Annotated in this window: 21 protein-coding genes; 5 read left to right on the forward strand and 16 right to left on the reverse strand. The window is 60.2% G+C overall.

Annotated elements, in window-relative coordinates; translation table 11 throughout:
* Positions 1-142: 142 nt before the first annotated feature.
* The 3 genes from AC13RC_RS24200 to AC13RC_RS24210 form a co-directional block, all read right to left on the reverse strand.
* A complete protein-coding gene (locus AC13RC_RS24200) occupies positions 143-1,039 on the reverse strand; it encodes a LysR family transcriptional regulator (RefSeq protein ID WP_113333661.1) in 897 nt (298 codons plus the stop codon).
* Positions 1,040-1,109: 70 nt separating this feature from the next.
* A complete protein-coding gene (locus AC13RC_RS24205; RefSeq protein WP_488558657.1) occupies positions 1,110-1,448 on the reverse strand; it encodes an ArsR/SmtB family transcription factor in 339 nt (112 codons plus the stop codon).
* Between the two features lie 102 nt (positions 1,449-1,550).
* Positions 1,551-2,321 carry an SDR family NAD(P)-dependent oxidoreductase gene (locus AC13RC_RS24210; RefSeq protein ID WP_488558658.1) on the reverse strand — a complete coding sequence of 257 codons (771 nt, stop codon included), beginning with the start codon at positions 2,319-2,321 and terminating at the stop codon, positions 1,551-1,553.
* Between the two features lie 97 nt (positions 2,322-2,418).
* Here AC13RC_RS24210 and AC13RC_RS24215 point away from each other — a divergent pair, with 97 nt between their 5' ends.
* Positions 2,419-3,192 carry a DeoR/GlpR family DNA-binding transcription regulator gene (locus AC13RC_RS24215; RefSeq protein ID WP_113333658.1) on the forward strand — a complete coding sequence of 258 codons (774 nt, stop codon included), beginning with the start codon at positions 2,419-2,421 and terminating at the stop codon, positions 3,190-3,192.
* A gap of 114 nt (positions 3,193-3,306) precedes the next feature.
* Entirely contained in the window at positions 3,307-4,818 is a 1,512-nt protein-coding gene (gene glpD, locus AC13RC_RS24220; protein ID WP_488558659.1) for a glycerol-3-phosphate dehydrogenase, read from the forward strand.
* Positions 4,819-4,827: 9 nt separating this feature from the next.
* Here the strand turns inward: glpD and soxR are convergent, their stop codons facing one another.
* Positions 4,828-5,292 (reverse strand): redox-sensitive transcriptional activator SoxR, encoded by a 465-nt coding sequence (gene soxR, locus AC13RC_RS24225; protein WP_488558660.1) that lies wholly within the window; start codon positions 5,290-5,292, stop codon positions 4,828-4,830.
* 73 nt (positions 5,293-5,365) lie between these two features.
* Here soxR and AC13RC_RS24230 point away from each other — a divergent pair, with 73 nt between their 5' ends.
* The gene (locus tag AC13RC_RS24230; RefSeq protein ID WP_488558661.1) at positions 5,366-5,941 is read left to right on the forward strand and encodes an NADPH-dependent FMN reductase; all 576 of its coding nucleotides are present in this window, start codon (positions 5,366-5,368) and stop codon (positions 5,939-5,941) included.
* A gap of 172 nt (positions 5,942-6,113) precedes the next feature.
* Positions 6,114-7,325 carry an acyltransferase family protein gene (locus tag AC13RC_RS24235; protein WP_488558662.1) on the forward strand — a complete coding sequence of 404 codons (1,212 nt, stop codon included), beginning with the start codon at positions 6,114-6,116 and terminating at the stop codon, positions 7,323-7,325.
* Between the two features lie 235 nt (positions 7,326-7,560).
* Here AC13RC_RS24235 and AC13RC_RS24240 read toward each other — a convergent pair whose 3' ends face one another.
* Genes AC13RC_RS24240 through AC13RC_RS24250 form a run of 3 tightly spaced genes read right to left on the reverse strand, consistent with a single transcriptional unit; the run spans position 7,561 to position 11,350 of the window.
* The gene (locus AC13RC_RS24240) at positions 7,561-8,682 is read right to left on the reverse strand and encodes a mandelate racemase/muconate lactonizing enzyme family protein (RefSeq protein WP_488558663.1); all 1,122 of its coding nucleotides are present in this window, start codon (positions 8,680-8,682) and stop codon (positions 7,561-7,563) included.
* 21 nt (positions 8,683-8,703) lie between these two features.
* A complete protein-coding gene (locus AC13RC_RS24245) occupies positions 8,704-10,203 on the reverse strand; it encodes an aldehyde dehydrogenase (RefSeq protein ID WP_488558664.1) in 1,500 nt (499 codons plus the stop codon).
* A gap of 1 nt (position 10,204) precedes the next feature.
* Positions 10,205-11,350: an iron-containing alcohol dehydrogenase gene (locus tag AC13RC_RS24250; RefSeq protein WP_488558665.1), complete on the reverse strand. Its 1,146-nt coding sequence runs from the start codon at positions 11,348-11,350 to the stop codon at positions 10,205-10,207.
* 116 nt (positions 11,351-11,466) lie between these two features.
* Between AC13RC_RS24250 and AC13RC_RS24255 the strand changes: the two genes are divergently transcribed.
* Positions 11,467-12,366, forward strand: coding sequence for a LysR substrate-binding domain-containing protein (locus tag AC13RC_RS24255; protein WP_488558666.1), 900 nt, complete (start codon positions 11,467-11,469; stop codon positions 12,364-12,366).
* A 335-nt stretch (positions 12,367-12,701) separates the two neighbouring features.
* Here the strand turns inward: AC13RC_RS24255 and AC13RC_RS24260 are convergent, their stop codons facing one another.
* From AC13RC_RS24260 to AC13RC_RS24300, 9 genes are all read right to left on the reverse strand, one after another.
* Complete coding sequence (locus AC13RC_RS24260) at positions 12,702-13,109, reverse strand: F0F1 ATP synthase subunit epsilon (RefSeq protein ID WP_488558667.1); 408 nt, start codon at positions 13,107-13,109, stop codon at positions 12,702-12,704.
* Between the two features lie 77 nt (positions 13,110-13,186).
* Entirely contained in the window at positions 13,187-14,617 is a 1,431-nt protein-coding gene (gene atpD, locus AC13RC_RS24265) for a F0F1 ATP synthase subunit beta (protein ID WP_069613407.1), read from the reverse strand.
* Positions 14,618-14,641: 24 nt separating this feature from the next.
* Positions 14,642-15,526 (reverse strand): F0F1 ATP synthase subunit gamma, encoded by an 885-nt coding sequence (locus tag AC13RC_RS24270; RefSeq protein ID WP_015341388.1) that lies wholly within the window; start codon positions 15,524-15,526, stop codon positions 14,642-14,644.
* 29 nt (positions 15,527-15,555) lie between these two features.
* Entirely contained in the window at positions 15,556-17,085 is a 1,530-nt protein-coding gene (gene atpA, locus AC13RC_RS24275) for a F0F1 ATP synthase subunit alpha (RefSeq protein ID WP_069613405.1), read from the reverse strand.
* Positions 17,085-17,651, reverse strand: coding sequence for a F0F1 ATP synthase subunit delta (locus tag AC13RC_RS24280; protein WP_488558668.1), 567 nt, complete (start codon positions 17,649-17,651; stop codon positions 17,085-17,087). Before AC13RC_RS24280 ends, atpA begins: the two co-directional genes overlap by 1 nt.
* A 262-nt stretch (positions 17,652-17,913) precedes the next feature.
* Positions 17,914-18,297: an AGROH133_08824 family phage infection protein gene (locus AC13RC_RS24285; protein WP_488558669.1), complete on the reverse strand. Its 384-nt coding sequence runs from the start codon at positions 18,295-18,297 to the stop codon at positions 17,914-17,916.
* A gap of 106 nt (positions 18,298-18,403) precedes the next feature.
* The gene (locus AC13RC_RS24290) at positions 18,404-20,635 is read right to left on the reverse strand and encodes a primosomal protein N' (RefSeq protein ID WP_488558670.1); all 2,232 of its coding nucleotides are present in this window, start codon (positions 20,633-20,635) and stop codon (positions 18,404-18,406) included.
* Positions 20,636-20,770: 135 nt separating this feature from the next.
* Positions 20,771-21,988 carry a S41 family peptidase gene (locus AC13RC_RS24295; protein ID WP_488558671.1) on the reverse strand — a complete coding sequence of 406 codons (1,218 nt, stop codon included), beginning with the start codon at positions 21,986-21,988 and terminating at the stop codon, positions 20,771-20,773.
* 59 nt (positions 21,989-22,047) lie between these two features.
* Positions 22,048-22,698 carry a pyridoxamine 5'-phosphate oxidase family protein gene (locus AC13RC_RS24300; RefSeq protein ID WP_488558672.1) on the reverse strand — a complete coding sequence of 217 codons (651 nt, stop codon included), beginning with the start codon at positions 22,696-22,698 and terminating at the stop codon, positions 22,048-22,050.
* Between the last annotated feature and the right edge of the window lie 68 nt (positions 22,699-22,766).

Raw genomic sequence — 22,766 nt, forward strand, 5'->3', positions numbered from 1 at the left:
AGCTCCGAAGATCGAAGGCGAATCTTCGGAAAAGGCCTATGCGGCATTTCCTCCTGGCGCGCGATCGACACGCCATGTCGTTAAGGTCGCAGGGAGAAGGCTGGGGATCAATAAGGCAGTCTCGTTGCTCGATAGAAAATTTCTATCGATTCTCGTCCTCTTCCGCGAGCAATCTTGCCTCGTGCAACAAGGCAGAGACGAGGGGCGTGAAGGGTTCACGATGTGTGGCGACCAAGCCGACAAGATGCTCAGCGTCAGGCTCCGTGATTGGGATCTTATGAATATCCGCCGGAAAACCGAAGGAATCAGCGATATTCTTCGGCATGATGCTCGCCCAGCGCCCGGTCTGCACATGCGAAAACAGCACGATCATCGAATTGGATTCCAGCGTCGGCCTCGCCGTTGCGCCTGCCTCGGCAAGATGCCGATTGATAATGCGGCGATTCTGCATGTCGGCAGTCAATAGACAAAGCCGAAGATCGCCGACTTCCTTCCAGGTGACGGTCTTGCGCTCGGAAAACGGGCTGCCCGCCGCGGTAATCAGGTGATAGCGCTCGGCATAGAGCGGCACGCTGGTGACACGGCCGAGCGGCTCGTTTTCCAGATAGGTAATGCCGGCATCGATCTCGAGATTTTCCAGTAGGCTCAGAACCTGCAGCGAATTGCGCGATAAAATGGAGAAGGTGACGTCCGGGTGTCTTTCCTGGAAAGGCGTGGTGATTTTCTGCACCATGGCGAGCGCTGTCGGAATGGCGGCGATCCGGATATGGCCGGCGAGGCCCTTGCGCGCCGCGCGCATCTCCTCGCGCATTGTGCGGCTGTCGCCGACGATGCGGCGGGCCCATTCCAGGACACGCTGCCCCTCGGGTGTCAGTCCCTGAAAGCGTGAACCGCGGCTGACGAGCATTACGCCGAGCTGATCTTCCAATTGCCGGATTGCCGCCGATAAGGTCGGCTGCGTCACACCGCATTCCTCGGCAGCACGTCCGAAATGCTTCTGATTCGCCAGCGCGATGAAGAATTCCAGCTTGTCGATCATCCCGCTCTCCCGAAGTGAAAGGGTTAGACCGACAGCCCGGTGAACGCAACATGCAAGGCTGCTACAGACGTCAACATTCGCCCTGACAGAAAGCCTTCTGCAGCGAATCCACGACGGCGCAGATTTCCGACCGCGCGACGGCATAATGGATGAGTCGCCCTTCGCGGCGCGTATCGACCAGCTTGTCCAGGCGAAGGCGTGCCAAATGCTGCGACACGACGGCCTGCGGCAGATCAAGAAGAGCCTCGAGCTCCATCACCGTTTTCTCGTGCTTGGCAAGCGTGAAGAGAATTGCCAGGCGGGTCTCATGCGATAGTGCTTTCAGCAGGGCGCTCGCCTTTCGCGCCCTGTCAGTCATTTCCTCAACATCACGTTCCGCTGCACCGCCCTGCGGTAGAGACGACGACATATGACAGCCTCTAGTAAGAAATCCCCCAGAGGTATGCTTATAATATTATCAAATCAGAAGCTGATTCAAAAAGACACGGAAAACCAAAAAAGGTCCGTTTTATCAGCAGATAAGCTGCCCGCCATTGATCTCGAGCACCTGCCCGGTGATGTAGCTGGAAAGCAGGGGCGCTGCGAGAAAGAGATAGGCGGGCGCGCAATCTTCGGGCGTTCCCAGGCGCTGAAGTGGGATCGATTTGCGCGTCTGCTCCAGCTTCTCTCTCGAGGAATAGCGCTCATGAAAATCGGTTGCTATCGTTCCGGGCGAGACGCAATTGACCCGTATGCCATCAGGTGCCAGTTCGCGCGCCAGTGCTTTCGAGTAGGTTGCGACAAAGGCCTTCGAGGCGGAATAGATCGCCGATCCCGGGCTGTCGCCGGTCAGCGCCGAAATCGAAACCGTATTGACGATCGCCGCCTGTCCGGCGGCCCGCAGCAGCGGCAACAGTCCTCTCGTCACCTCCATCACGGAAGTCTGATTGAGATGAACGATCTGCTCGTATTGTTCGTCCGTAAGCTCGCCGGCTGGAAATCGTCCGACCATGGTGCCGGCATTGTTGACAAGCACGTCGATGCGGTCGAAACGCTCGCCGGCAGCGCTAACGAAATCACGCGTACCATTGCGGGCGGCGAAATCGCCGGCAATGAGAAACGCGCGGCGCTCGGCTTCCGCTTCCATCAGAAAATCAGGCAAATCGCGACTGCCATCGCGGCCAACATGAACAAGGACATGGGCTCCGCAATCGAGAAACTGGCGCGCGACCTCCAGCCCGATGCCACGGCCGGCGCCAGTGACCACGACGTTGCGATTTTCGAATAGCTTCGGATGAAACACGATGACCTCCCCAACCGCACTATTCGCGCGCCGGTAATTGCGGAATTTTCACTTTATCATATGATGACGAAAAAACGAAAGAAAGGGAGCGAAAACCATGTTCCTGTCCGGGCGTCAGACAGAGATCCTCGAAATCGCCAAGGCGGAGGGCCGCGTGCTGGTGGAAGAGCTGGCGATGCGCTTCTCGGTCACGCCGCAGACCATTCGCAAGGACCTGAACGACCTCTGCGACGGCCGCGTGCTATCGCGCGTGCATGGCGGCGCGATCTTTCCCGGCGGAACCGAGAACGTGAAATATGAGGCGAGACGCTCCATCGCCGCGCCCGAAAAACAGGCGATCGGCCGCGCCGCAGCAAGCCTGATCCCCAACAATAGCTCGCTTTTCATCAATATCGGCACAACGACGGAAGCCGTCGGCGAGGCGCTTCTTGGCCATCACGAATTGATGGTCATTACCAATAATATCAACGTTGCCAATAAGTTGCGTATTTTCCCCTCCATCGAGGTCGTCATTTCCGGCGGTGTCGTGCGCGGCTCGGATGGCGGCATCGTCGGTGAAGCCGCCGTCGATTTCATCAAGCAGTTCAAGGTTGATTATGCTGTCATCGGCGCCTCCGCGATTGACCCCGACGGCGCGCTTCTGGATTTCGACTTTCGCGAAGTGAAAGTCGCGCAGGCCATCATCGCCAATGCGCGGCACGTCATTCTCGTCGCCGACAGCACCAAGTTCGAACGAACCGCTCCGGTTCGCATCGGCCATCTATCGCAGGTTCATACCTTCGTAACGGACGAATGCAGCATCGAATCCGTGCGCTCCATCGCCGCGGAACATGACGTGCATCTTGTTGAAACCTCTCGCAGACCAGCTTGATCGGCGCGCTTTCCGTCAAGAAACGTTCGTTTGACATTCGTATCTGTTTCGCTTTAGATGGATTAGTTTCGATTTTCCATCTTCAGGGGATGGCTGACCTTTGCGGAGGGGCGGGTGAGCGAGCAGGTCTACGATATTTTCGTTATCGGCGGCGGCATCAATGGCTGCGGCATTGCCCGCGATGCCGTTGGGCGCGGCTATAAGGTCGCGCTCGCCGAGATGAACGACTTCGCCTCCGGCACGTCGTCGGGCGCCACCAAGCTCATCCATGGCGGGTTGCGCTATCTCGAACATTACGAATTCCGTCTCGTGCGCGAATCGCTGATGGAGCGCGAAGTGCTCTGGGCGATGGCGCCCCATATTATCTGGCCGATGCGCTTCGTCCTGCCCTATCACAAGGGTGGCATCCGCCCGGCCTGGCTGATCCGCCTCGGCCTTTTCCTCTACGACCACCTTGGCGGACGAAAGCTGCTGCCACCGACCGCGACGCTGGACATGAAGAAGGATCCGGCGGGCAAGCCGCTGAAGGCGCTCTTCACCAAGGCTTTTGAATATTCCGACGGCTGGGTCGACGATGCCCGCATGGTGGTGCTGAATGCGCGCGATGCGGCCGATCGCGGCGCAACGATCATGCCGCGGACGAAAGTGATCTCCGCGCGCCGCGAAGGCGCGGTTTGGGCGATCGAAACGGAGAATACGATCAGCGGCGAGAAGCGCCAGTTTCGTTCGCGCATGCTGGTCAATGCGGCGGGTCCTTGGGTCGATCAGGTGCTCGCCGGTGCCTTCGGCAAGAATCAGGTGCACAATGTCCGTCTCGTCCAGGGCAGCCATATCGTCGTGCGCAAGAAGTTCGATGATCCCCGCGCCTATTTCTTCCAGAACCCGGACAACCGCATCATCTTCGCCATCCCCTACGAGCAGGACTTCACGCTGATCGGCACCACGGATCGCGACTACAAGGACGATCCGAAGGATGTGAAGATCACGGCAGAGGAGACGGCCTATCTCTGCAATGCCGCCAGCGAATATTTCAAGGAGCCGGTAAAGCCCGAGGATATCGTCTGGACTTACTCGGCCGTGCGCCCGCTCTATGACGATGGCGCATCGAAGGCGCAGGAAGCCACGCGCGATTACGTGCTGAAGGTCGAAGGCGAAGAAGGCCAGGCACCGCTGCTCAATGTCTTTGGCGGCAAGCTCACCACTTATCGCCGCCTCGGCGAACATGCGCTGGAGAAGATCGGCGAGGCCATCGGCCTGAAGGGTACGCCCTGGACTGCCGGCAGTTCGCTGCCCGGCGGCGACTTTCCGGTTCGCGGCTATGAGGCCGAAGTCTCCAAGCTCAAGTCGCGCTATTCTTTCCTTGCCGATCCGCATGCCCGCCGCCTCATCCGCCGCTACGGCACACGCGCCGCCATGATCCTTGGCAACGCAAAGACGGTCGCCGATCTCGGCCGCTGTTTTGGAAGCGATCTCTACGAGGCGGAAGTGCGCTACCTGATGGAACAGGAATGGGCGTATGACGCCGCAGACATCCTGTGGCGGCGCTCCAAAAAGGGTCTTTATCTTTCGAAGGAAGAAGCCGCAGCTCTCGACGGCTATATGGCAGAGAGCCACGTCCACGCCTGAGTCGCCAATTCACTCTCCGGGATCGAGCAGCCGCGGGCCTGCGCCTTCTTCGGAAAGCACATCCCACGGATTGCGCAAGGGACAGCTGTCGAGCGAAAGGCAGCCGCAACCGATACAGCTGTCCAGCTGAGCGCGAAGTCCCTGCAGGCGCTTGATGCGAGCGTCGAGATCGTCCTTCCACCGCTCCGAAAGCGCCTTCCAGTCGGACGCGGTCGGCGTGCGCCCCTGCGGCAGCGATTGAAGAGCCGCCTGAACCTCGGCAAGCGGAATACCGACGCTTTGGGCCACCTTGATGATGGAGACTCGCCGCAGCACTTCGCGCGGATAGCGCCGTTGGTTGCCGCGGCTGCGATGGCTCTCGATCAAGCCTTTCGCCTCATAGAAATGCAGCGCCGATACGGCCACGCCGCTACGCGCCGCCACCTCGCCGACCGTCAGCAGCTTCGGAAATTGAGCCGGGTCGATTTTTCCCATTTTCGCTATTGACCTCAACTTTACTTGAGGTTTTATAACCCTGGCTCCGAACCGCGTAAAGCAGGAGCAAGACATGACAGAAAGAATCCGGCTGGCGATCATCTACGGCAGCACGCGTCCCGGCCGGCTGTGCGACCGGGTGGTCAACTGGGTCGCCCGCGAATTGACGCACTATCCACTTATAGACATCGATCTGATCGATCCCCTCGAATTCGATCTGCCTTTCGCGCACAATCGCGAGCATCCCGGCGTCGCGGCCCTATCGGAGCGGCTTTCCGATGCCGATGCCTTCATCGTGGTCACGCCGGAATACAATCACAGCTTTACGGCCTCGCTGAAATTCGTGCTCGATCTCGTTTACGAGCCCTGGCACGGTAAACCTGTCGCCTTCGTTTCCTATGGCGGCATCTCCGGCGGCCTGCGCGCGGTCGAACAGTTGCGGCTCGTCTTTGCCGAACTCCATACCGTCACCGTGCGCGATACGGTCAGCTTCGCCAATCCGTGGGGCAGATTTGCCGAGGATGGCACATTGGAAAACCCGCTTGATGCCAGAAAATCGCTTGTTCTCATGATCGCGCGGCTGACTTGGTGGAGCAACGCCCTGAAACCGGCGCGCGCCACGCGCCCCTATCGCTCCGCTGCCGCCTGATCCTTATCCTGAACACAGGAATCCGATCTCTCGTTTCTGGCAGGTGCGGGAGATCGGTCCGACGCCCGGACCCGGCACCACGGGTCCGGGCGTCCTGCCTTCAAGGATCACGCTTGCCGAAACCGCCGCAATGACCTAACCCAATAGCAGGAGATCTCGGGCGGATACGGGAATGGAGAACGCCAAGCGGCTGGGAGGAGCGGATTTCGTGCGCGCTGTCGCATGTCTGATGGTGCTTGTTCACCATCTCGTGCTCCGAATGAATTTCTACAAAATCCCGCCGGATCTGGACATGACCTTCATAATCGCGCGCTTCGGCAATCACGGCGTCTCGGTCTTCTTCGTCCTCAGCGGTTTCCTTCTTGCACGTCCCTTCTGGCTGGCACTGGATAGAGCTCAACCCCTACCTTCGCTGAAGATCTATGCCATGCGCCGCGCCGCACGCATCCTGCCGGGTTTCTGGTTTGCCCTGACGTTCGGCTTCGTGATCAGCTTCACCATCTACGGCTTTCCGCTCGATGCAGAACTGGTCGGCCGCTACATCGCCGGTTTCTTCCTGATGAGCCAATGGCACTGGCGCACCTTTTTTCCGGTGCAAGGCGATGGGCCGCTATGGTCGATCCCCTTCGAGACGACCTGCTATGTTCTCATGCCAATCGGCTTTCTACTGTTGTTTCATCCGAAACTGAGAACCCGTTCCATTCTTGTCAGCCGTGCGCTCTGGATCGGCATTATCGCAATATCTCTGGTCGGCCATTGGCTCGTGGTCACCTATCTTCCAACCGACAATGTCGGGCGCGGATGGCAATATGGCTTCCAGGGCGGCGCCAAGGAATGGATGCCGCGCTACAACCCGATCGGCTTTTTTGCGATATTCGCGATCGGCGCGCTCGCCGCCAGCATTCAGACACTCCTCCCAGCCCGACGTTCGGCGATCTATGACATCATCGGCGCTCTCGCGATCGTCTTGGGTGCGTGGCAGCTGCCGCAGTCGATCGGCGGTGCAGCGGAGGGCTATGCCTGGCTCGGCATTCCCTATCAATTCCCGCTGCTTCCCCTGGCGGTCGCGATTGCGCTTTGCACGCTTCCCCAATCGCTGCTGCTGGCAAAGCTGCTCGACAATCCCGTGAGCCGTTATGTCGCCACCGTCTCCTTCGGCGTCTACATCTGGCAGGATATCGTGTTGACCTTGATGCCGCAGCTCTTTCCCTCATCCTTCGGCGCAGGCTCGGACGATGTGCTGGGCGGCTGGATCGTCTCAAGCCGGATCGCAATCGCCATCATCTTCGCCATCGGCACGCTGAGCTATGTCCTGCTCGAACGCCCCGTCATCCAGTGGGCACGGACACGGGAAAACAAACAAATGCAGCCCGTAGCTGCGTGATATAGGGCAATCGCATGTGAGGTGCGTAGACACCACAAACTCCTTCTCCCCTCGGGGAGAAGGTGGCCCGAAGGGTCGGATGAGGGGGGCGACCGATTTGGATGCGGGGATTTTCGTGCTCTTGGCAACACCCCTCATCCGCCTGACGGCACCTTCTCCCGAGGGGAGAAGGGGGGGGGCGCGGAGCCCATGCACCTCACAAGCCAGGCCTTGCTGCCTAATACCGCAGGCACCTTCAGATGCGCGTCGCCTTCAGCCGCTCCTCATCGAGAACGATGCCGAGGCCTGGTGCGACGCGGAGATCCAGCCAGCCGGCCTCGTGCTTGAGCGGCGAGGCCATTGGATAGTCGCGGCGGGCTTCGCTCCATTCCGGATTATCATAGGGATATTCGAGCCAGGCTGCATCGCCGACACCGGCGGTCAGATGCGCATTGGCGAGAACCCCGATGCCGTTCGTCCAGGAATGCGGCGTGAACTGCACGCCCGCCTCGCGCGCCTGATAGACCAGCCGCCGGCAGCCGGTGATACCACCAACGAGCGCGACATCGGGCTGCACGACATCGAAGGCACGCTCCTCGATGATATCGCGGAACTCGTAGAGCTCGCGCGTCATCTCGCCACCGGCGATCCGAACCGACGTCGCCTCCTTCAGTTCCTTCATACCCTTGCGGTCGGAGCGGTGAAGCGGCTCTTCCATCCAGTAAACACCAAGCCGCTCCAGCTCCTTCGCTACAGCAAGCGCATCCTTGAAGGTCCATGGCAGAGTCGTATCCCAGGGCATGCGCCAACCCTGATTGCAGTCGACCATCAGCTCCAGCCGGTCGCCGACGCGGGCGCGGATCGCTTCCAGCGCCTTGACGTCCTCGCGCCAGCCGCCGCGACCGCCCGAGGACGAGGAGAAGCGCACCTTCATGGCCGGGAAGCCCTCGTCGATATAACGCTCGGCCTGATCGGCCATGGCAGATGGCTCGCGCAACACGCCGGAGGAGGCATAGAGCCGCACGCGGCTGGCGCGGCCACCGAGCATCCGCCAGACAGGCTCGCCGGTGATCTTGCCGGAGAGGTCCCATAGCGCCAGATCCATTGGCCAGCAGCGGCCATAATGGAAATTGATGTGCGACAGGACTTCATAATGCCGTTCGACATGCCGGGGATCCTGCCCGATGAACAGATCCTCATGCCCCTCGAAACCCTTCATCAGGTCGCCGGAGCCGATGCCTTCGCGACCCTCATCATCCCTGACGCGCACAATGGTCGCATCGAAATGCCGGCGCGGACGGCCATCCCAGCTCGCCTTGAACGCTGGATCGAGCGGCAGGCGGTGATGGGTGATCTCGATGGAAACGATCTTGCTCATGGTCATGCCTCCCCGCAAACCTCAACCGAACTGCTGCCAGATCGTCTTGTAATCGCAATATTTGTCGATCGCATGCACCGAACGGTCCCGGCCGAAACCGGACTGCTTGAAGCCGCCGAACGGCGTCGCGAAATTCGACATGTCATAGGTGTTGATCCACACCGTACCCGCATGGATCTCTTCGGAAAAGCGGTGGGCACGATCCATGTCCTTGGTGAAGACGGCGCCGGCAAGCCCATAGATCGTGTCATTGGCGATCTTCAGTGCCTCCTCCTCAGTATCGAAGGGGATGGCGGCGAGCACGGGGCCGAAGATTTCCTGCCGCGCCAGGCTCATGTCGTTGGTCATGTCGACGAAGACGCCCGGCGAGATATAATAACCGCCGGTCTCGCTCAGGACACGCTCGGCGCCGAAGGCACGCCGCGCCCCCTCCTTCTCGCCGGCCGCGATCATCGCCAGCACCTTGTTCATATGCTCTTCCTCGATCAGCGCACCGATCTGTGCCGAAGGATCGAGCGGATGCTTGAGCGAGATGTCCGAGCGGGTGACAGCCTCGATCTTCGCGATCAACTTGTCCTGCACCGAGCGCTGCACGATCAGACGGGTCGAGGCATGGCAGGTCTCGCCGGAATTATAGAAGCAGCCCCAGGCAGCGGCGACGGCAGCCGCGTCGAGATCGGCATCTTCGAAGACGACCAGCGGCGACTTGCCGCCAAGCTCCAGCGCCACGCGTTTGACGTTCGATTGGGCCGCATAACCCATAATCAGCTTGCCGACTTCGGTGGAGCCGGTAAAGGCGATCATGTCGACATCCATGTGCAGCGCCAGTGGCTTGCCGGTCTCTTCGCCATAACCCGTGACGACGTTGAAGACGCCTGCTGGCAGACCGGCTTCAATGGCGAGTTCGGCAAGCCGGATCGCCGAAAGCGAGGACTGTTCGGCCGGCTTCAGCACGACGGAATTGCCAGCCGCAATCGCCGGCCCCAGCTTCCAGGCATCGATGATCATCGGATAGTTCCAGGGCGTGATCGCCCCGATGACGCCGAGCGGCACCTTACGCACCAAAGCCCGCGCATTCGGGCCGGTCGGCGCAATCTCGTCATACATCTTGTCGATCATTTCGCCGTAGAACTGGATGCCGTCGGCGCAGAGCCGCACATCGACACCAAGCGACGCCATGACCGGCTTGCCGACATCGATCGTCTCGAGCATGGCGAGTTCATCGCCATGGGCGCGAATGAGCTCCGCCCATTTCAGCATGATCTTCTTCTTTTCGAGCGGCTCCTTCTTGCGCCAGACGCCGCTTTCGAAGGCAGCGCGGGCTGAGGCAACGGCAGCATCGACGTCGGCGGCATTGCCGCGCGCGAGCTCTGCGCCGGGCTTACCATCCATCGGCCGGATGCGGGTGAAAGTTTCGCCTGAAGTGGCGGCACGATGTGAGCCATTGATGAAATGACGACCTTCTGGCTTGAGGTCGGACAGAACGCTCTCCCAATAGTCGCGCGTGTAAATCTTGGTCATCTCAAATTCCTTTCGGCAGCGCCATGACGGCGGCGGCAAAGCGGTCGATATCGGCATCCGTCACGTCACGGATCGTCGAGCGCCGCATGGGCTGGTTTTCGGTTGCGCGCATCTCGCGGGCGAGATCGGTTTCGTCGAACGGTTTGAACGCAGCCGGCAGCGCGCGCACGATGCCGCAGCGATCCATCCAGTCCGAGACGAAAGCGGGCAGATCGGCGGCGCTCTCGAGGCCGCAAGCCTTGGCTGCGGCGTTCAGATCTGCGGTATCGGCTTCGACGAGCCATGGCAGCGTCACTTCGAAGCCGAGCGCCGTCGCAAGCCCGTGATGGACGGGGCCGAGGCCCGCCAGCGCATGGCTGATATTGTGGGCGATCGCCGTGCCGCAATTGTCGATGGCAATGCCGGCAAAGCAAGAACCGAGTAGCACATCGCCGCGCGCGGCCATATCGTCGGGCTGCTTGACGGCCGTCTCCAGCGCACCGGCCAGCAGCCGCAGCGCCTGATGCGCGTAGAATTGTGCGCCGAGATGCGTGTTGCGGTTCGTGGCTGCTTCAAAAGCATGGATGAAGGCATCGAGGCCGCACCATGCCGTCAGGCTGGCGGGCAGGGTCTTCGTCAGCGCCGGATCGAGGATGACCAGATCGGCCTTCGTCTCCGGACCCCAGATCCAGAGCTTCTTGCCCTCAGGCCCGGCAAAGATATTCGTCGCCGATGTCTCCGAACCTGTCCCCGCAGTGGTCGGGATCATGATCTTCTTCAGCGGATTTTTCGGCAGCGGATTGGCGGCCAGCGCGTAGTGCATGGGATCTTCGCCGGAGGCGATGCAGCAGGCAACGATCTTGCCGATATCGAGCGCCGAGCCGCCGCCGATGCCGATCACCATGTCGGCGCCCTGCCCTGCAGCGATCGCCGCATGCAGATGCGCAAGCTTCGGCTCACCAGCAAAATCGGAGAAGACCTGCGTCTTCACGCCCGCTTCGGCAAGCTCGGCGCTGACCTTGGCAGCAAGGCCCGACTGCGCCAAGAAGGCATCGATCACCAGGAGAATGGTGCTGACGCCACCGAAGGATTTGACCGCAGCGGGAAGGCCGGAGAGCGCACCCTCGCCGAAATGAATGTCTGGGATGGCGGAAATGGAAAAGGACACGCAGGATCACCTTGGAGAAGCGGCTGATTTGATGTCATAATCCTGCATCACAATTTCAGATCTTCAAATCCGGGCAATTATCGGGAATATTGATGATCTGAAGTTATGGAGAGCCGATGCTAGAAAAAATCCCGCTTGAGGCCTTCCGCGTGTTCGATGCGGCCGCGCGCGCCATGAATTTTTCCCGCGCCGGCCGCGAGCTCAACATCACCCAGGCCGCCGTCAGCCGCCGCATCAAGGGATTGGAAGATCATCTCGGCGCGACGCTCTTTACCCGGCGCGGCCGAAATCTGGCGCTGACACCGGACGGCGAGCGGCTATTCCAGCGCGTCCGCGCCACGCTGGAATATCTGGAAGAAAGCCTGGAGCCCTTTCGCACAGGAACAGGCGAAATCATCTCGATCGCGGCCAGCGGCTCGATCTCCCATCTCTGGCTCGGGCAGCGGCTACGGGATTTCGGCAAGGAGAGCCCCGGCATCTCGGTCCGCCTGCTGACGACGGATGTGCACTCCGAACTCGCCTCGGAGAACAACGATCTCATCATCATCTATTCCACCGGCGAACACCCGCGCTGGAGCCTGACGCCGCTCTTGAAGGAAGTGCTGGTCCCGGTCGCCTCGCCGGATTACCTGGCAGCCCGCGATCTCGACCCGCGGGCACTGACACCAGTCGACATTGCCGGGCTCGATCTCATCGACTACGAACGCGCCAATGCCCATTGGATCAGTTTCCGTCAATGGTTCGGCCGCGTCGGTGACCCCTTGAAGGGCAAGCTGCCGCGACCGCGCCTGTCCTTCTCGACCTACATCATGGCGGTGGAAGCAGCACTCAGGGGCGAAGGTATCGCGCTCGGCAGCCTCGGCCTCATCGAGGAATATCTACAATCCGGCACCCTCGTCACCGTCGGCAACGATCGCGTCGAGAGCGGCTTTGGGTATTATCTCGGCGCACCGCGCTTCCGTTCGTTGTCTCCCGAGGCGGCGCAGCTGCACCGGTTCCTGCTGGAAGGGCAGTAGGTCTGATGCGGCTTCGGGAGAATCGCCTCAATGCCTTCGCGTCGAGAAATGACAGATGTGGTCGCGCACCATCCGTCCTCTTGGTTCGAGGCTGCAGCTCATTCGACAAGCTCATGGGGGCTTTCGCACCTCACTCACCATGAGGACTGATCTTGCGTGGCTCTCCACGGGGCTCTGGCGTGGCTCGCTGCGTGCTTGCTCCACCTCATGGTGAGGTGCAGCGCCGTTAAGCGGAGCGAAAACGGTGATGCCTCGAACACGAGGTGGCCCTGCCCTCCAACAAAAAAGCGGCCCATAGGACCGCTTTCATCTCAATCATCACTATTCGGATCTCATCAATCCTGCGGGATCGAGCCGCGCAGATGCGAGAGTTCCATGATGAAGTGCTCCAGGCGCGACTTGTGCTCATGATGCTCGGCATCTTCAAGCTCGGCCTTGGCGGCATTGATGCGGCGGTCCAGCTCGTCGCGACTCATGTCTTCGACCGGAACGGCGGATTCGGCGAGCAGCGTGCAGCTGGTCGGCAGAATGTCAGCGAAGCCGCCGAAAACCACGTAGTCCTGCTTCTTGCCCGAAGCCGAATGCACCTTGACGACACCAGGCTTGATCGTGGTCATGGTCGGCGCATGGTTCGCCATGACGGTCATCTCGCCTTCGCTGGCGGGGATGACGACATCGATGACCTGTTCCGACAGCAGCAGACGCTCCGGAGAAACCAGTTCGAAATTGAAATTGTCAGCCATGACCCGTCACTTCTCGATTGTCTTATTCGCAAGGCAAGGGCGCGCGAACAATGCCGCGCGCCGATGGATTGGCCTGATTAGGCGGCCAGCTTCTTGGCCTTTTCGATCGCTTCGTCGATCGAGCCGACCATGTAGAAAGCAGCTTCCGGCAGGTGGTCGTATTCGCCATTGACCAGGCCCTTGAAGCCTTTGATCGTGTCTTCGAGAGCGACGAGCTTGCCCGGCGAACCGGTGAAGACTTCGGCGACGAAGAACGGCTGCGACAGGAAGCGCTCGATCTTGCGGGCGCGGGCAACAGCCAGCTTGTCGTCTTCGGACAGCTCGTCCATGCCCAGGATGGCGATGATGTCCTGCAGGGCCTTGTAGCGCTGCAGCGTCGACTGAACCTTACGGGCAACTTCGTAGTGCTCTTCGCCGACGACCATCGGGTCGAGCATGCGCGAGGTGGAGTCGAGCGGGTCGACGGCCGGGTAGATGCCCTTTTCAGCGATCGAGCGCGACAGAACGGTCGTTGCGTCCAGGTGGGCGAACGAGGTTGCCGGTGCCGGGTCGGTCAAGTCGTCGGCCGGAACGTAAATGGCCTGAACCGAGGTGATCGAGCCCGTCGTCGTCGTGGTAATGCGTTCCTGCATCTGGCCCATGTCGGTTGCGAGCGTCGGCTGATAGCCCACGGCCGAAGGAATACGGCCGAGCAGAGCCGACACTTCCGAACCAGCCTGCGTGAAGCGGAAGATGTTGTCGACGAAGAACAGAACGTCCTGACCTTCATCGCGGAAGTTTTCAGCAACGGTCAGACCGGTCAGAGCGACGCGAGCGCGGGCGCCCGGCGGTTCGTTCATCTGGCCGTAAACGAGCGCAGCCTTGGAACCTTCGCCACCGCCGTGCTTGTTGACGCCCGATTCGATCATTTCGTGGTAAAGGTCGTTGCCTTCGCGGGTACGCTCACCCACGCCTGCGAACACCGAGTAACCACCGTGCGCCTTGGCGACGTTGTTGATCAGTTCCATGATGAGAACGGTCTTGCCGACGCCGGCGCCGCCGAACAGGCCGATCTTGCCGCCCTTTGCATAAGGGGCGAGCAGGTCGACGACCTTGATGCCGGTGACTAGGATCTGCGCTTCCGTGGACTGCTCGACGTAGGACGGAGCTTCCTGGTGGATGGCGCGCTTCTTGGAGGTGTTCAGCGGACCTGCTTCGTCGACCGGCTCGCCGATGACGTTCATGATGCGGCCGAGCGTCTCGTGTCCGACCGGAACCGAAATCGGTGCGCCCGTGTCCTTGACCGGCTGACCGCGAACCAGACCTTCGGTCGAGTCCATGGCAATGGTGCGGACGGAATTTTCGCCGAGGTGCTGTGCGACTTCGAGAACCAGACGATTGCCGTTATTGTCGGTTTCAAGCGCGTTCAGGATCGCCGGGAGCTCGCCGTCGAAAGCAACGTCCACAACGGCGCCGATAACCTGAGTAACCTTACCGACAGAACCTGCGGGGGTAGCTGCGTCAGCCATATTCTTACCCTCTTTTCCCTAACCTCAGAGCGCTTCCGCGCCCGAAATGATTTCAATCAATTCCTTGGTGATCTGTGCCTGGCGCTGACGGTTGTAGTTCAGCGTCAGCTTGTTGATCATCTCACCAGCGTTGCGCGTCGCATTGTCCATCGCGCTCATCTTGGCGCCCATCTCGCCGGCGACGTTTTCGAGCAACGCGCGGAAGATCTGGACGGAGATGTTGCGCGGGATCAGGTCCGCGAGGATCGAAGCCGCATCCGGCTCGTATTCGTAGACGGCGCCCTTGTGGGCTGCATCTTCTTCGACGACGGCGGGAGCCGAAGCCGGAATGAGCTGCTGTGCCGTCGGGATCTGGCTGATCACCGACTTGAATTCGGAATAGAACAGCGTGCAGACATCGAATTCGCCGGCTTCGAACATCTCGATGATGCGCTTGCCGATGGCGTCGGCATTGTCGAAACCGATGCGCTTGACGTCGCGCAATTCCTTGCGCTCGACGATCAGCGATGCGTATTCGCGGCGAAGGACGTCATAACCCTTCTTGCCGACGGTGAAGATCTTTACCGTCTTGCCTTCCGCCAGAAGCTTGCGGGCATGGTCACGGGCAAAACGCGAAATCTGCGAATTGAAACCGCCGCACAGACCGCGCTCGGCCGTGCAGACGACGAGCAGATGCACATCGCTCTTGCCGGTTCCGGTCATCAGCAGCGGCGCGCCGTCAGCATCGCTGACGGCAGCCGAGATGTTGGCCAGAACAGCGGCCATGCGCTGCGAATAAGGCCGGGCGGCCTCGGCCGCCTCCTGCGCACGCCGAAGCTTCGCCGCGGCGACCATTTTCATCGCCTTGGTGATCTTCTGCGTCGCCTTGACGGAGGCGATCCGGTTTTTCAGATCCTTGAGTGAAGGCATCCTTGGTCCGTCCTAGAGCTTGGGCCCGATTACGCGAAAGACTTGGCGAAGCTGTCGAGAGCAGCGGTGAGCTTACCCTTCGTCGCGTCGCTGATGGCCTTTTCGGTACGGATGGTATCGAGGATGTCCTTGCCTTCCGAGCGGAGGTACGACAGCAGGCCCTGTTCGAACTTGCCGACCTGAGCAACAGGCAGCTTGTCGAGATAGCCGTTGACGCCGGCGAAGATCACCGCAACCTGCTCTTCCGTCTTCAGCGGCGAGAACTGCGGCTGCTTCAGGAGTTCGGTCAGGCGAGCACCGCGGTTCAGCAGGCGCTGCGTTGCGGCATCGAGGTCGGAACCGAACTGGGCGAAGGCGGCCATTTCGCGATACTGGGCGAGTTCACCCTTGATCGAGCCTGCAACCTGCTTCATCGCCTTGATCTGAGCCGACGAACCGACGCGCGAAACCGAGAGACCGACGTTAACGGCCGGACGGATGCCCTGATAGAACAGGTCGGTTTCGAGGAAGATCTGGCCGTCGGTGATCGAGATCACGTTGGTCGGAATGAAGGCCGAAACGTCGTTGCCCTGCGTTTCGATGACCGGCAGAGCGGTAAGCGAACCAGCGCCCTTCTCGTCGTTCATCTTTGCTGCGCGCTCGAGGAGGCGCGAGTGCAGATAGAAAACGTCGCCCGGATAAGCTTCGCGGCCCGGCGGGCGGCGCAGCAGCAGCGACATCTGACGGTAAGCAACGGCCTGCTTGGAGAGGTCGTCATAGCCGATCAGGGCATGCTGGGCATTGTCACGGAAGTATTCACCCATGGCGCAGCCGGCAAACGGAGCCAGGAACTGCATCGGAGCCGGATCGGAAGCGGTCGCCGCAACGATGATCGAGTACTTCAGGGCGCCGCGCTCTTCGAGCACCTTGACGAACTGGGCGACGGTGGAGCGCTTCTGGCCGACGGCGACGTAGACGCAGAAGAGCTTTTCGCTGTCCGGACCGTTATCCTGGATGGACTTCTGGTTCAGGATCGTGTCGAGGATGATCGCGGTCTTGCCGGTCTGGCGGTCGCCGATAACAAGCTCGCGCTGGCCGCGGCCAACCGGGATCAGAGCGTCGATGGCCTTGAGGCCGGTCGACATGGGCTCATGAACCGACTTGCGCGGAATGATACCCGGAGCCTTGACGTCGACGCGCGAACGGCGGGTCGCGTTGATCGGGCCTTTGCCGTCGATCGGGTTGCCGAGCGCGTCGACAACGCGGCCGAGAAGTTCCGGACCGACCGGAACGTCAACGATCGCGCCGGTGCGCTTGACGGTGTCGCCTTCCTTGATGTCACGGTCGGAGCCGAAGATAACGACACCGACATTGTCGGCTTCGAGGTTCAGCGCCATGCCGCGGATGCCGCCGGGGAATTCGACCATTTCGCCGGCCTGAACATTGTCCAGACCGTAGACGCGGGCGATACCGTCACCGACGGAGAGAACCTGGCCGACTTCGGAGACTTCAGCTTCCTTGCCAAAGTTTTTGATCTGATCTTTCAGAATTGCGGAAATTTCCGCGGCGCGGATATCCATCAGCCGACCTCTTTCAATGCAAGCTTAAGGGTGGAGAGTTTGGTGCGAAGGGACGTATCGATCTGACGCGAACCGACCTTGACGATCAGACCACCAAGGATCGACGGATCGACGGTGACGGCAATCGTCACGTCCTTGCCGGTGACGCCCTTCAGCGCCGCCTTCAATTCATCTTCCTGCGCAGGTGTGAGCGCATGGGCCGAGGTGACCTCGGCGGAAATCTCGCCGCGATGCTGGGCGGCGATGATGCGGAAAGCCTTGATCATGCCCGGCAGCGCAAAAAGGCGCCGGTTGCTGGCCACAAGCTTCAGAAAATTGGTGACATAGGCGCTAAAGCCGGCCTTCTTTGCCAGCGCTTCGATCGCGCCGACCTGCTCTTCAGCCGAAAAGACCGGGCTGAGGACGAAGCGCTTCAGATCATCGCTTTCGTCGAGCATGGCTTGGAACCGATCGAGATCGGCGGCCACTGCCGGCACGGCACCCTCTTCAAGAGCCAATTCGAACAGCGACGAGGCATATCGTTCTGCAACGCCAGAAACATGCTGGGATGTGTCTGCCACGGGCACAAAATTCCCTGATTTCAACCCAAGAACCAAACTTCCGGGTGGCGGAAGCGATATGCCCTTGAATTCGTTTTGATTTCCCCCAGAAATCAGCAGGAGTGCGCTCCTGCCTCATCCGAAATTCGGGGTTCGTCTAACATAGGATATTGAGACTCGCAACACGCGTATTCGACGAATACGCCATTCGGGCGAATTTATGATGGCAAAATTCAAAAAGCATGGGGATAGCACAGGCAAAAATGGCCGCGCCGGAGCCGTTTTCGGCTCAAATATAGCCAAGACCATAGAGAAGGGGTAGAGCAGCCAAAATAACATGCACAAGCAGAAGTAGCATACTAAGCCATGCACTTCCGCGATCGGACATAATTGAAAGAATTCGCCCAAAGGAGGCAACAGCGAACGACGCTCCAAGCGCAATATAAATCGATGTTTGCTGTAGCAAAATAGCCGTCAGCGCAAAACCAATGAGAAAACCTCCCGCCGAACGCGCCTCACCATAAGCTTCGAACCGCCCTTCGCGCACCTGAAGCTTGAGCAATCGATAGGTGTAGCCTGGCGCAAACATCACAACGATGCCGATGAGCACGATAAAAACCGCCGAGCAAAAAGCTAGCCGCTCGCCGAATTCTGTCGGAAAATAAAGCTCCATCGGTCGCCCTCAAATCAGTCGCGCAAATCTCGTCAACGAGATGGCCGACTTATGGCATGATCCGCGTTGCAAGGGGAAGGTGCAGCCGAAATATCCGTCGCGTCAATCACAGAAAGCTTTGCGGATCGATATCGAGCTGCACTTGCACGGAGCCGCGCTCTTTCGGTGATTGCGCCAGCATCGCGCGCAGAAAGGCCTGCATATCGGAATTGCGCCTGCCATGCACCAGCAAGCGGAAGCGGTGTCGGCCGCGCACCAGCGCGATTGGCGCCTCGGCAGGACCGAGCACCGAAATACCCGAAACCTGCGGCGCCGCATTGCGCATGCCGCGGGCATGGGTCTCCGCATCCTGCCTCGTGTCAGCCGAAACGATGATCGAGGCGAGCCGGCCGAAGGGCGGCAATATCGCTCTTTCTCGCTCCGAAATCTCGCGCTCGTAAAAGGCGCTGGCATCGCCCGAGACGATCGCCTGCATGACAGGATGCTGCGGCTGGTAGGTCTGCAGCAAGCCATGGCTCTTGAGGCCGGTTCGCCCGGCGCGTCCCGTCACCTGCGACAGGAGCTGGAACGTCCGCTCAGCGGCGCGCGGATCGCCATTCGCCAGGCCGAGATCCGCATCGACGATGCCGACCAGCGTCATCAGCGGAAAATTGTGCCCCTTGGCGACGAGCTGCGTGCCGATGACGATATCGGCCTCGCCCTTGGCGATGGCGTCGAGCTCCAGCCGCAGCCGCTTGACGCCGCCCATGATGTCGGAAGAGAGCACGATCGTCCGCGCCTCGGGGAAATGCCGCTCCACCTCTTCGGCAATGCGCTCGACACCCGGGCCGCAAGCAACGAGATGATCAAGCGTGCCGCATTCGGGGCAGGCTTCCGGCGTGCGTTCCGAATAGCCGCATTGATGGCACTGGATCTGATTGCGGAAGCGATGCTCCACCAGCCAGCTCGAACATTGCGGGCATTGGAAGCGGTGGCCGCAGACGCGGCAGAGCGTCAGCGGCGCATAGCCGCGCCTGTTGAGGAACAGCAGCGCCTGCTCGCCCTTGGCAACCGTCTTGCCGATCGCGCGGATCATCACGGGCGACAGGAAGCCGCCGCGTTCCGGCGCATGCCGGCGCATGTCGATCAGATGCAGATCGGGAAGAGCCGCATCGCCAAAGCGCGTCGGCAGGTGGATTGTCGTGTAGCGCCCGCTCTGGCCATTGACCTGGCTTTCGACTGAAGGCGTCGCCGATACCAGCACGACCGGGAAATCACCGATGCGGCCGCGCACCACGGCCATATCTCGCGCATTATAATAGACGCGATCCTCCTGCTTGTAGGCCGGGTCATGCTCTTCATCGACGATGATGAGGCCGAGATCCTCGAAAGGCAGGAACAGCGCTGAACGCGCCCCGGCCACGACCCTGACTTCGCCGGTAACGGCCTGGCGCCAGACCTTCTCGCGCATGCGCGGCGCAAGATCCGAGTGCCATTCGGCGGGCTTGGCGCCGAAACGATCCTGAAAACGCTCCAGAAAACTTGCCGTGAGCACGATTTCCGGCAGCAGAATCAGCACCTGCTTGCCGCGCCTCAGCGTTTCGGCGATGGCCTCGAAATAGACCTCCGTCTTGCCGGAGCCGGTAACGCCATCGATCAGGGAAACCGCGAACTCACCCTTGCGTACATCGGCCAGGATCTCATCGGCCGCATCCTTCTGCGGCCCTTGCAACCGTGACGCGGTGAATTCCGGATCGGGCTTGGCGACGACGGGTGGCGGCGGCAGGAAGATGGTCTCGAAAATGCCCTGCGCGATCAGCCCGTCGACGACGCTGGTGGACACACCCGCCGCATGCGCCAGGCCGAGCCGCGTCCACGAAAGCCCGTCGGCGGCAATCTCCATTACCTTGGCGCGCGCCGGCGTCATCCGTTCCGGCTGCCCGCCGATGAATCGCAGTCCCTCGACCATCGGTTCGGGATCGAAGGCGGCCGGCGCTCTCAGCGCCATGCGCGCCACCAGCCCCGGCGGCGACAGCGTATAGGCGGCAACCCAATCGATGAAATCGCGCATATGCTTGCCGAGCGGCGGACAATCGAACACATGGCTGATCGGCCGAAGCTTCTTCGGATCAACACCACCATCATCCTCGCCATCCCAGACCACGCCGATCACCTGCCGCGGCCCGAGAGGCACCTGCACGACAGAACCAGGCTCGACCGCCATGCCCTCGGGCACGGCATAGGAATAGGCTCTGGGCGCCGGCATCGGCACGAGAACGGGCACGGTACGGCTCATCACAGGCTTTGCAGGCGCCGCCTCGAAAAGCGTACCGAACAGATCGGAAGAATCTTTGCTCATTGCGCGAGACCATGCCCCGGACGGACAAAAAAGGAAACCCGGGAGTGGCGCATGACCGCTCGCAAAAAACGGATGGCCTGCAAGTATCGTAAATGTCCGGCCTTAGTCAGCGATGCCACACATGCCATGGCCGCACTAATCGGCTAGGACACTTTTGACTGCAAGTTCGAGCTGGGTATCGACCCTGCTCCTCAATTCGTCGCGCGTCAGGGGAATTGACTTGTCGGGCTTTACGCCCACGCCTTCGAACTGGCGACCGTCGGGAAAATATTCGCGTTTGGTGGATATTCTGAACGACATACCGAATTTCGGAAATCTCACAAAGTAAGGCTGTCCCGTCGATCCAAAACTAGGCTCGCCGAGCACAAGGCCTCGCTTGCCATCCTTGAAGCGCAGAGCGAAATCCTCGCAAGCCGAAGCGCTGCCACCATTGATGAGCAACGCCATCTTTCCCTTCCATGCGTCCGGAAAAGGCAGCGTCATCTCTGGACCGCTCCGCATCATCGTTGTCGGCAATGCAGGGACGCTGCCGCGAAATGAATTGGAAGCATCGGAGTTGGCAATCGTCATAGGGGTGGAAACCAACGTGCCGCGATAAGGGTTGGTCATAATGGCGGACAGCAGGTTGCCGGGTGAGCTGCCGCCGTTGTTATCGCGCAGGTCGAGGAGGATGGCAGCGGCATTCTCGACGCCTCGAATGGCTCCAACTGCAGCTTCCTCATATTTCGGATCGTCAAAGCCCGGAATACGGATCACCACCACACCGTCTGGGCGGTGGATGGTTTCGACTTCGGTTGCGGGCAGAACACCGCGCTCCGGGCCGGTCGATGGTTCGGTCAAATCGGTTGCCACCTGCCTGCCGTCATCCGTGCCGATCGTAAAACGCGGGGGCAGCAGAAATGGATGGAGCCATGTCATCCAGTCGAGTGCAGCCAGGCTGGACTGACCGATGTGTTCACGCACCGCCCCAAGCCACTGGTCAACGGGTTTTCCGTCAGCGGTGGTCACGACCTCACCAGGATGAAGCCCCGCGAGCCTTGATCTTACGACTGTCCACTGATCCTCGACCCGTCTTATACGGAACGGCATCGGTCCCGTCTGCCGCCCCAATTCCTCGTCCCAAAAGGAGGTATGGCCATTCTGCAGGCTTGCAAAGAAGCGCATTGTGGCGAGCGAGAAGGCTTTCCGATTTGGCGCTTCTAATGCCTCTCCAAGATAAGCACGGTAACGAGCCTCGAAATCATACCCGACAGGTAGTCCTTCCGCATGCGCAAAGTAGCGCTTGATCGCATGATAGGCCGTTGCTCCGATATAAGCGCGATCCATAATATCGGGATCATGAAACTGGGTCATATGGGCTGTCTCGGTGCGGTTTGCTGTGTTTGGCAGTACCAATGACCTCGCACTCGCCGTTAGTACAGTGTCCTCCGATAATCTTCCTCCAGCCCTTCGTCCATCGTTCGCACTTCATCCCGGTCCGCGGGAGCTCCTGTCGTCTCATCCAGGATCATCTTTATGAGCGAGGGCATCTCGCTGCGATCCTGAAAATGATCCGCGCTCCAGAGGTGGGACCGCCGGAAGGCCTTGGCGCAGTGCAGAAAGACTTCGCTGATGCTTACGATAATGGCAAGTTTTGGTACGCGGCCGGCGACCGCCATATCTTTCAGGAGTTCCGGGTCACGTGTAAGAGCGGCCCGCCCGTTTATGCGCAATGTGTCCTCGAAGCCTGGAATGACAAAGAGCAGTCCGACGTTCGGATTGGCGATAATGTTGGCTAGCGTATCAAGGCGGTTGTTGCCCGGGCGATCCGGAATCGCAATCGTACGCTCATCGAGAACCTTGACGAAGCCCGGAGGATCGCCACGAGGACTGACATCAGCCTTTCCGTCCGGATGCTGGGAACCAATACATAGAAACGGCGAGCGCCTGATGAACTCTCGCGCGTGCTCACCCAGGGAATCCTGACATTTCAATATAGCCAAAGCGTGGGTTGGCTCGAATAATTCACGAAGTGATTGCTCATCGTCAATTGCGAAATCGGGATTGAATTGTACCCCTGCCATCAACCACCTCCCCAGATTGCTCCCGTTTGCATCTTAGCCACCAGTGAACACCTCAAATCCTCACCGAT

This window comes from Martinezella sp. CNPSo 3890, assembly GCF_057784455.1.